The organism is Pseudomonas sp. SIMBA_041 (genome assembly GCF_046535095.1).
Lineage (GTDB): Bacteria > Pseudomonadota > Gammaproteobacteria > Pseudomonadales > Pseudomonadaceae > Aquipseudomonas > Aquipseudomonas mucoides.
The window spans coordinates 1-233 of sequence record NZ_JAWRXJ010000979.1 but is presented as its reverse complement, the minus strand read 5'-3'; the positions used below and the strand labels follow the sequence as shown (position 1 = coordinate 233).

Below are 233 nucleotides of genomic sequence, written 5' to 3'. Positions count from 1 at the left end.
ATCGCCGCCGGCTTCAACCGCGATCGGCTGTTGTAGGTCTGCTCGGTAATGCCGAAGGCGGTCATGCGCATCCACGGTTTGGCGAACCTGCGCACTTGCAGCTTCTTGCGCGTGGCATACAGGGTTACCCCCGCTAACTTGGCCTGCTGAGCTTCTGCGGCAATCTGCGCGCCCCAGCCACAGGTGTGGCGATCATTCTGGCTCAGCGCCCTGGCCTGGGCGCCGAAGGCAGC

General features: G+C 64.4%; 1 protein-coding gene. It reads right to left on the bottom strand.

Going from position 1 to position 233, the window contains the following annotated elements; all coding sequences use genetic code 11:
* The coding region (locus tag SB725_RS34055) for a hypothetical protein (protein WP_410923807.1) at positions 1–233 on the bottom strand (233 nt) is incomplete at both ends.